Source organism: Candidatus Anoxymicrobium japonicum (assembly GCA_002843005.1).
Classification (GTDB): domain Bacteria; phylum Actinomycetota; class Geothermincolia; order Fen-727; family Anoxymicrobiaceae; genus Anoxymicrobium; species Anoxymicrobium japonicum.
This window is the reverse complement of the sequence record PHEX01000067.1, coordinates 1-9,220: the sequence shown is the minus strand read 5'-3', so window position 1 is coordinate 9,220 and position 9,220 is coordinate 1. Positions and strand designations below refer to the sequence as shown.

Here is a 9,220-nt window from a genome sequence, read left to right as displayed (position 1 = left end):
TTCCTGCTCGCGCTTGGCCAGCGTTCGCTCGGCGAGATTGTTCAGCAAGTCGCCGGTCAGGCTGGAGAAGGCTTCGCGGGTCTGGCCGATCTCGGCCGTGGTGCCCGACATCTGGCCGAGCAGGTTGAGGTTGTCCCAGACGGCCTGCAGCGTCTGCAGCATTTCCCGGTATTCCTCGATCAGCGGCATGTGCGGCAGCAGCGTCCGCACGTTGTCCTTGACCTCGATGCCCTTGTATTTCGCCATGCTACCCTCCAGCCGCCCTATGTGTATGGAGTACTAGCAAGGCATGTGCCCATAAAAAAGCACCTTAAACCCCCGCGGATAGGGAGTTCTCGGTGCTTTTACGCCACTATTTCAGGCATGGCCGGGCAGGCATGCACCTGCTTTGTGCAAGTTCAGCTAATTTTCAGTCGAACAAGTTGAGCAGGGAATCCAGGCCGCCGCAGCTGATCGCCACGTCGGCCTTGGCGCGCGTCGCCGGCTTGGCCTGGAAAGCCACGGACAGGCCGGACTCGGCCATCATCAGCAGATCGTTGGCGCCATCGCCGACAGCGATCACCTGTTCCTTGCGCAGCCCCAGTTCGTCGCGCAGGCGGCACAGATGATGGGCCTTGGCCGCCGCATCGACGATATCGCCGACCACCCGGCCGGTCAGCTTGCCGCCGGAAATTTCCAGCTCGTTCGACGTGGCGAAGTCGAAACCGAGCTCGATGCGCAGGCGCTCGGTAAAGTAGGTAAAGCCGCCGGACAGGATCGCCGTGCGCAGGCCGGCGGCCTGGCAGCCTTCGAGTAATTCGCGGGCACCCAGCGACAGCAGCAGGCGTTCGCCGAAAACTCGCGCCAGCACACGGGCATCGAGGCCGGCGAGCAGCGCCAGGCGCCGGCGCAGGCTCTCCCGATAGTCGATCTCGCCGCGCATGGCGGCCTCGGTCACCGCCGACACCTCGGCCTTCTTGCCGGCGAAATCGGCCAGTTCGTCAATGCATTCGATGGTGATCAGCGTCGAATCCATGTCGAAGCAGATCAGGCCGAAATCGCTCAGCTTGCGGCCCGACTGAACGAAAGCCCAGTCCAGCTTCTCGGCTTCGATCAACGGCACCAGCGCCTCGAACTCCGCCGTGCGGCTCGCCCCCGTCAGCCGCACCACCTGCGGCGGGCGCGGTTCGACGGCATGGGCGCCGGTCGCGGCAACGAGTCGTTCAAGCAGAAAAGTGGGGAGGGCGCCGCCCTGGATGATGAGGTTCATGGTGTGCTGTCAGAGTTCAAGTTGAAGAGGTTGCTGCGCCAGATGCCGGGCGATGACGGCCGGCAGGTTTTGCGGCGCGCGGATGCGGAGCTGCTTGTTGATATTGAAGCGGCCAAACACCACCGTGATGGCCGCCGGGGAAACGGCAAACTCGGCCGCCAGAAAACGCACCATGTGATCCGTCGCCCGGCCCGCCACCGGCGCTGCCGTCACGCTGACCTGGAGTTGCTTGCCCTTGGGCTTGCCGATCGCATCGCGGTTGGCATTGGGCTGGCCGAGGATGTTGAGGACCAGGGTGTCGCTGTCCCATTCGCAGAAGGAGTCCATGGGATGGCCTTGGTGGCTGCTCTCAGCGGCGTGGCGTGGTTTGGAGCGCTTTGCCTTCATCGGGGGAAACCGGCCAAGTAAAGGCGACACGCCCCGCGCCCGGCGAACGGTGATCGATTCGCCGGCAATACCCCAGTTCTCGGTATCGATCGGCCTCTCATTCCGCGCGATGACAGACAGCTTCAATACGGTTGCCAAACGGGTCGAAGAGGAAGGCACCGAAGTAGTTGGCGTGATAGTTCGGCCGGAGGCCCGGCGCACCATTGTCTTTGCCGCCATTAGCCAGACCGGCGGAATGGAAGGTTGCGACCTGTGCTCTGGTGGTCGCCTTGAAACACCAGTGACGCTTATCGTCGAAATTGGCCTCAGCCGACTCATAAACCGCCAAGCAAGAATGAAAGTCTTCAATGTCGTTACAGCGCACGCCGTAGCCGAGCGCACCAGGACGATCATAGACTTTGACGATGCCAAGCGCGGCCATCACTGCATCGTAAAAGGGGCGAGCTGTTTCGGTGCTGGGAACCGAAATGGAAACGTGGTCGAGTGCGAGCATGGAAAGATATCGGATCGAAGAAAATCAAAGAGATCGGAAATGGTTACATTGCAGCTAAATCATTCTGACCCCTTTGGGTCCGATTTTTTGCATGACCTGTAAGTTATTCTTGAAGCACCACGTAAGAAGTCTGTAGGCCCTCTGGGTTGCCGATCTTCCTTGATAAGTGAGTCTTCTAGCTCTCCCAAGGATTTCCAGCGATTTATTGCTTCTTTCATCATGCAGGTACAAATAACCTGTGCTTCTGTCTCTTTCATCTCTCTAATGAAGTATTCATGTTTGCAATTGCGATCAAAATCCGCATAAAAATCAGTTATTGTTTTTTGTTGTTCACAGCCAAAAATACTCATTAGACAAAAAAGGCGAATAAAAATATCGGCGTTTTCATGGATAAAATGGTCAGAGACATTTTCATTTCAAAGTAAATGACTCTGACCCCTTTGGTTCCTTCGGTTCTAGAGTTTTGAGGCTGCTTCGTCAATTAACGGAGAGTAGATTATTGTGATGTTCGGGGATCCGCCAATGTCGACATATTTATGAGTTATCGTGTCAAATCTTCCGGAGAATATAAAGTTTATTCTTGTTTCGTTATTCTTCCACTGATAAAAGGCGGTCGCACTATAAGCACCTCCAATTTTTTGTTTCGCTATCTCCAATGGTTCGGCTTCGGTTGGCTTGCCATATTTACCTTCTAAGCTTCTCAATAGTGCCATATGGACGGATTTTCCTTCTTGAAAAGATTGTCCAATCAAATTGTTTGAATAGCTTAAGCTTACGCCGTGAAGTGTGTTTTCTCGAGAAAACTCAAAGGTTAATGTAAATGGATATGTGCCTACTTGGTAATTTTTTACCAATAGCGAAGGATGGCAACCTCTGCCCATTTTTTCACACATTGATTGCGCAATAGTGCAGAGATAGGTTTCGCCGTGCTGATTATTGCATATAGGATAAACTTTTTCCGATGGGGTCTCGAATCTGGCGTTACTAAATTTCTCTTGTATAGAATAAATATCTGTTCCCCAAGGTAAGTCTTGAAATCCTGCTGCATGTAAGTAATTAAACGGTGAGAAAAATATAAGTATTAATTGGATTATTAGGTTTCTAGTGAACATGATAAAAATAATGATCAAAAAATTAAATATCTATGGAAAATATGCATAAAAAGCCAAAGGGGTCGGAGACATATTCTTTTCAAACCAAGTAGCTCTGACCCCTTTGATTGTGCCTTTGGTTGCTTTGGTTGCGCGTCCGCGCGGGTCATTTTGTAGCTTGCATGTTCTTGTTAGCTTGTTTCAGTTTCTTTGCAATCTTCCCTTAATCAAAGGGGTCGGAGTGAATTGGGAATCCAAATGTCTCTGACCCCTTTAGGCGCTGGGGAATAAAATGTCTCTGACCCCTTTGCTGCTGACCCCTTTGCTGAGCGCCTTTGCTGAGCGCCTTTGCTGAGCGAAGCGAACGATTTGAGCGCATTGTTATACGAATGCCAGAAAGCTTGAGTAAGCTCTACACATGCCCCATATGAAAAAGCCATAAGAAGAAAGGCCTAATACTATGGATGCCATATTCAGGGCAAAGCCGGCCTTTTGTTTCCATGATTCAGACTCAGCATAAAACCACTGGCTTAAATATGTCACGCCGGATGCCATGGCTATAGCCAAAACACCGGCAACAAAAATTGTCAGAGAATCAGCGAATTCAGGGATTTTTGACTGTTGCTCTTCAGTTAGCTTTCCAATAAATGCCAGCAGTGCAACTGAGGCACCGCCATTCAGCAGAAATGAAGATTTAACGGCATTTTGCCCTGCTTGTATAACAGAGCGAAACATTTCAAGGTCGGAAGCATGATTTCGTTTTTCTGCTTCGACCCATACTTGCAGTTGTGCTTTGTAGTGTTCAAGCTCTGCCTGTGTTACTACTGGAGAAGGCGAATTTATTACTTCTTCCAGATAGGCAATAAGGTTGTTGCAATAAATTGCCGCCGTTCCATTGTTCCTGAGACCTTCGATGGTCTGCTTTAACTGGCCCGCGAATTCCTTGGCGCTCATCGATGTCTCCGTTTTGTATAACGTTGTAGGTAAGGGGCGCTGCGCGGTGTTTTATCGCGCAGCGTCCAGCGACGGGAGGGAGCGGCCTTGACCGCAGTGTTAGGCAAAATTACTTGCCTGACTCGAAAGAGCCGGAAAGAATCGGAGACCAACTGCGCCTGGGTTTCGGAGCGTTTTTTATGGCTTTATCGCAGGCTAATATTTTTCTTTCCAACTCTACTCGAACGGATGGTGTGATTGTTTTTCGAAGCTCTTCCTTAAGTTTTTTTTCTGTTGATTTCAGTGTTTGAAGTTGCTCTCGTCTTTTAATATCTTGCTGTGCGCGTTTTTCTCTTTCCATCCTGGCGTAAACGCTAGCTTGATATTCCAACGGGACGCTCTTCAACTGTTTGACGTCGTTTCTTAATTCATCTTTTATTTTTCTAATAGTGCTCTTTGGGTTTGCTGTTTTTAATGTTTTTTCGAGTGGATCTTGGGTTTGCGGTGGAGTGTGAGCATTGCGTTTATGTTTTTTGAGTTTTTTTCTCGCCATTTCAGCTCCACACGCAGGGCATCGAACAATTTCGTTCCGTCGGGCATTTTGGCTGTCATTTGCTACTGCTGGTGTGAACGAATCTTCTTTTTGAGACATAACCTATGCGTCCTTTTTGGGGCGGAGGCGGAGGGGGCTAACAAGCAAAGGGGTCAGAGAGATATATGTTTCCGGGCTATTAGTGGCAGGAAAATAAATACTATGACCGCTTTGGGTTTGCTGCGTGGTTCGCATCTATTCGACTACGCACTTGAATCGAATCTCTGTCTTTGGAAAGTTGCCGAATATATATGGAGGCTTTGCATCAACTGTCTCAATAACCTCAACTGCTTTCCCCGTCTTCTGGCATTGCTCAAACGCTTCTCTCATTGCTTCGGCTTTGAGAGTACCCATTCCCGTGAAACCAGTTGCCGCTTGGCGGGAGACCATGTAGGTGTTGCTACCCATTTGAACGATCCCAGAGTTAGATGCGCATCCAGCAACGGCTGCAAATACGAGTAGATACAATGGCTTCATTGGCATATTTCCACAAAGATCAAAGGTAGGACGGAAGGGGGCGGAGCAGAGCCAATGGGGTCACAGACATATAAATGTCTGGGCTGTTGGCGGCAAAAAAATCTCTCTGACCCCTTTGGCTGTTCTTTGGCTTGCTAAATGACTCTGACCCATTTCCCCTTTGGGTCCGGACGTTACTTGTATACGCTGTCCACACTAGCCTTCCCGAGAGAGCCGTCATCCAGCGCAAGAAGGAGGCGCCGCAGCTCTTGGACAGAGGCAGCATCAAAGTACACGGTCTGATTGTCGAGGCACGTGCCCGCCGCACAGAACGAAATGGCCAAGAAGTGCGTCGCGGCGTTACCGCTGTGAAAGACGAACTTCAGGTCGCCGCTAGGCCCGTTGGACCATGCGGGCACTCGCCCGATGTCCTTTGTTAGTGCGTCGCCTCGGCTCTTCGCCAGAGCCTCCCATTCAAGGAACTTATCGATGTGCGCGACATACGCTGCACTCCTGCCTTGGAGAAAGGGAAGGTTTGATTCCTTGGAGCCGTACATCGACATTTTCACGCGGAGTACAGTTGCCTTGTCGCTCATGCGCTCGATAGCAGCGAAAGTGGGCCGGTCAAGGTAACGCGAGGCGATGGAGTTGAACTCCTTCCCGACTAGTCGCGTAGAAATGCGGTTGGACTGCTCGAGGGTTGTACAGGCCCCAAGTGTCAGTGCAAGCATAATGGGAAGAATGAGCTTCAAGGGTGCATCTCCCTTTGGTGTTTGATGGGTGAGTGCAGAGCACGCGTTGATTGAAGAATAGGGGTTTGGACAAACAATAGGTCTGACCCCTATTGTTTATTTACTTATCGAAATAAATAACGTTGATCTCATTATGTTTTGATTTATTCATCGTCCATAAGTATACCGGCCGATTTTAAGTGGCCGATAGAAAACTCTATTCCGATGTCTTCGAAATTGTATTTCTTAAATAGCCGATAGTACTTTCTGGCTTTTTTGCCATATTCTTGGAAGTTAAAACAAACTTTTTTTCTTATCATTATGTTGGCCGAATACTTCTCCAGGTTGGCCGCAAATTCGGAGAAATAGCGTGCGAGTATTGATAGCTGATTTTCTATATCTTGATTTATATCCGGCCGTATATTTCCATCCAATATATCTTGCAAAGAGTATCGGTCATTAGCACCTATTTTTTTATTTAAAATCCTCTCAATATCTTTCAAATTTTCCGCTATTTGGAAGGTGCTACTTTTTTCAAGGTTTTCGTAAAAAATGCGATCCCTTTGCCACCTTGCGATCATTAATGAATTTAGCGCAATGAAAAGTCCGACCACCCCAATAGCAACGGTAGGGTATTGAGACACATACGATGTTAATCCATAAAAAATATCGCTGATCATCGTTCATACTCATAACGCCAAGCTCAGCCGAGGAAGGCCGCATCCCAATAGGGGGTCACATCCCAATAGGGGGTCAGACCCTATTGCTCACGTAAAGAGTGCAGCTAGCCTGCTGGCCAGAATCCATACTGAACTGATAGAAGCCTTGCCTCAGCCTCGGACTGAGCAGATTTTGAAAGATCTAAACGCGTACCTGTCTTTTGCTGTAGCAGACGGATGGCCTGATGGAAATCGCCAGTCTCAGGCAACTGAATGACATCGCCAGGAGAAACCGGAATCGATGATTCATAAGTCGTTGGGTCACCGTCGTCATGATCGGCTAAATAGTAGATCCTGTATTTGTGCATTAGGAGCCTCAGGAAAATTTTTATTTACTGCTTGGCGGTCTTGTCGCGAATGCGTTGTTTCGCATCACCCCAGGCGGATACAGGCTCCTGACCCTGATCAAGCAGAACTGCGCGTTTGGCGAGAACATCGCCGTGCCAGGCCGGAACTACCTCAGCAGTAACAGGGTCGTTGCTCAGGCTTTCCCAGAGCGATTCCATTAACTGGATTTTTTCCGAGATGGGCATCTTGGCAAGGTCAGTTTGGGTCATGAAAACTTCCTTCACAGAGGTTTGTCGGCGGCTATGGCAATCAAAGGTTGCGGAGAGATTTAATGACTTTGCCCAATCAGATTCTTGTTGGATTCATGAGTTACTGATGCCGGCATGGAGCTTCAGGCCGAGGGCGCCAACAACCTTGAGGATAGTATCAAAGCCAGGGCTGTGTTCGCCAGAAAGCGCCTTGTAGAGGCTTTCGCGGGAGAGTCCCGCATCGCAGGCAACTTGGCTCATGCCTTTGGCTCGGGCGATATCGCCCAAGGCTTTTGCGATGAGTGCGGCATCGCCATCGGCTTCTTCAAGGCAGGCTTCGAGGAAGGCGGCCATCTCTTCCGAGGTTCGAAGATGCTCCGACACGTCGTAGCGACTGGTGGATGCCTTGGCCATGGAGCTAAAAGGTGACAGCCCACGTTTTATCGGTTGCCAGACTCTCATGCAGCCAGGTGGGGTCAATGTCTGCACCATTAGGCCAAGTGAGAGCGCCCAGTTCAACTTTTACCTGAGCAAAGAAATCAAGGTCGGCCAGCGGCGCGTAGATGCCGGGGTTGGCGGCTGTAGCGATTGCCGAAAAATCGGCGACCCCAACCAGTCCGTCACGGAAGGTCAGGGCTAGCCGGTGATTGGGCAGGACCGAGACAGCCTCAATACGCCACGGCGCGGCCAGAACTGCTCCAGCGGTCGAATTTTCTTCGGTAGCTGTCCGGCTCGGCATAGTTCCCAGTCCTCTATATGACGATGCCGAAGAACTGGCTGATGGTCGGCATCGTCGTCGCCTCCCGTTACACCCGTTCCGGCAACACATCCCGCAGCAGAATCGCTGCGTCGCGGATCATCTTCTCGGTGGTATCCCAATCGACGCAGCCGTCGGTCACCGAGCAGCCGTATTTGAGCTGGCTGAGGTCGGCCGGAATCGACTGGTTGCCGGCTTCGATATTGGATTCGATCATCACGCCGACCAGCGATTTATTGCCGAGGCGGACCTGGTTGACGATGTCGGCCATGACCAGCGGTTGCAGTTCCGGCTTCTTGAAGCTGTTGGCGTGCGAGCAGTCAACTACGATGTTGTGCGGCAGCTTGGCCTTGTCGAGGGCCTGTTCGACCATGGCGATGGAGACGGTGTCGTAGTTCGGGCGGCCGTCGCCGCCGCGCAGCACGATGTGGCCGTAGCTGTTGCCCTTGGTGCGGACGACGGCGACGCGGCCCTGATTGGTCAGGCCGAGGAAGGAGTGCGGCTTGGAGGCGGAGAGAATGGCATTGACGGCGACGCCGAGGTCGCCGCTGGTGCCGTTCTTGAAGCCGACCGGGGTCGATAGCCCGGAGGACATCTCGCGGTGGGTCTGCGATTCGGTGGTGCGGGCGCCGATGGCGGTCCAGGTGATGAGGTCGCCGTAGTATTGCGGCGAGTTCGGGTCGAGCGCCTCGGTGCCGGTCGGCAGGCCGATTTCGGCAACCTGCAGCAGGAATTCACGGGCCTTGGCCATGCCGACGTCGATGCGGAAGCTGTCGTCCATGAACGGGTCGTTGATGTAGCCCTTCCAGCCGACGGTGGTGCGGGGCTTTTCAAAGTAGACGCGCATGATCAGTTGCAGCGTGTCGCCGACTTCATCGGACAGTTTCTTCAGGCGGCGGGCATAGTCGAGGCCGGCGACCGGGTCGTGGATGGAGCAGGGGCCGACGACAACGAACAGGCGGTGATCCTTGCGATCGAGGAGGTTGCGCAGCAGGTGCCGACCGTGGGTGACCGTCTTTTCGGCCTTGGCCGACAGCGGCAGACCGGCGTGGATCTCTTCCGGCGTCGGCATGTCGTCGAAGGCGGTTACGTTGATGTTTTCAATGTGTGTGGTCATGGTCAGTTGCTCAGCTGGCGAATCATGTCTTTGACTGCGGCGACCTTGTCGTTCAGGGTCGGGCAGTGGCGAAGGAGGGAAATTTTATCCTGTCCGGCTAGCTTGTAGCTGCGGTTTTTCTGGATCAGGTTGATGATCTTGATCGGCTCGATTGGCGGG

General features: G+C 52.3%; 13 protein-coding genes. All 13 read right to left on the bottom strand.

The window, feature by feature from the left end; all coding sequences use genetic code 11:
• Positions 1-246: hypothetical protein (locus CVT63_06850; GenBank protein PKQ27663.1), on the bottom strand; the 246-nt coding region annotated here is incomplete at its 3' end.
• A 163-nt stretch (positions 247-409) separates the two neighbouring features.
• Positions 410-1,249, bottom strand: coding sequence for a phosphoserine phosphatase SerB (serB, locus tag CVT63_06845; protein PKQ27662.1), 840 nt, complete (start codon positions 1,247-1,249; stop codon positions 410-412).
• Between the two features lie 9 nt (positions 1,250-1,258).
• A complete protein-coding gene (locus tag CVT63_06840; protein ID PKQ27665.1) occupies positions 1,259-1,576 on the bottom strand; it encodes a hypothetical protein in 318 nt (105 codons plus the stop codon).
• A 157-nt stretch (positions 1,577-1,733) separates the two neighbouring features.
• On the bottom strand, positions 1,734-2,129 hold the full coding sequence (locus CVT63_06835) for a glyoxalase (protein ID PKQ27661.1): 396 nt from the start codon (positions 2,127-2,129) through the stop codon (positions 1,734-1,736).
• 455 nt (positions 2,130-2,584) lie between these two features.
• Positions 2,585-2,842 carry a hypothetical protein gene (locus CVT63_06830; protein PKQ27660.1) on the bottom strand — a complete coding sequence of 86 codons (258 nt, stop codon included), beginning with the start codon at positions 2,840-2,842 and terminating at the stop codon, positions 2,585-2,587.
• A gap of 759 nt (positions 2,843-3,601) precedes the next feature.
• A complete protein-coding gene (locus CVT63_06825) occupies positions 3,602-4,174 on the bottom strand; it encodes a hypothetical protein (GenBank protein PKQ27659.1) in 573 nt (190 codons plus the stop codon).
• A 766-nt stretch (positions 4,175-4,940) separates the two neighbouring features.
• Positions 4,941-5,153 (bottom strand): hypothetical protein, encoded by a 213-nt coding sequence (locus tag CVT63_06820; protein ID PKQ27664.1) that lies wholly within the window; start codon positions 5,151-5,153, stop codon positions 4,941-4,943.
• A 242-nt stretch (positions 5,154-5,395) separates the two neighbouring features.
• Positions 5,396-5,953: a hypothetical protein gene (locus CVT63_06815; protein PKQ27658.1), complete on the bottom strand. Its 558-nt coding sequence runs from the start codon at positions 5,951-5,953 to the stop codon at positions 5,396-5,398.
• A gap of 143 nt (positions 5,954-6,096) precedes the next feature.
• Complete coding sequence (locus CVT63_06810; GenBank protein PKQ27657.1) at positions 6,097-6,612, bottom strand: hypothetical protein; 516 nt, start codon at positions 6,610-6,612, stop codon at positions 6,097-6,099.
• 371 nt (positions 6,613-6,983) lie between these two features.
• Positions 6,984-7,208 carry a hypothetical protein gene (locus CVT63_06805; protein PKQ27656.1) on the bottom strand — a complete coding sequence of 75 codons (225 nt, stop codon included), beginning with the start codon at positions 7,206-7,208 and terminating at the stop codon, positions 6,984-6,986.
• Between the two features lie 93 nt (positions 7,209-7,301).
• Positions 7,302-7,601 carry a putative addiction module antidote protein gene (locus CVT63_06800; protein ID PKQ27655.1) on the bottom strand — a complete coding sequence of 100 codons (300 nt, stop codon included), beginning with the start codon at positions 7,599-7,601 and terminating at the stop codon, positions 7,302-7,304.
• Between the two features lie 4 nt (positions 7,602-7,605).
• On the bottom strand, positions 7,606-7,926 hold the full coding sequence (locus CVT63_06795; protein ID PKQ27654.1) for a hypothetical protein: 321 nt from the start codon (positions 7,924-7,926) through the stop codon (positions 7,606-7,608).
• Between the two features lie 67 nt (positions 7,927-7,993).
• Positions 7,994-9,061 carry a 3-deoxy-7-phosphoheptulonate synthase gene (locus tag CVT63_06790; GenBank protein PKQ27653.1) on the bottom strand — a complete coding sequence of 356 codons (1,068 nt, stop codon included), beginning with the start codon at positions 9,059-9,061 and terminating at the stop codon, positions 7,994-7,996.
• Between the last annotated feature and the right edge of the window lie 159 nt (positions 9,062-9,220).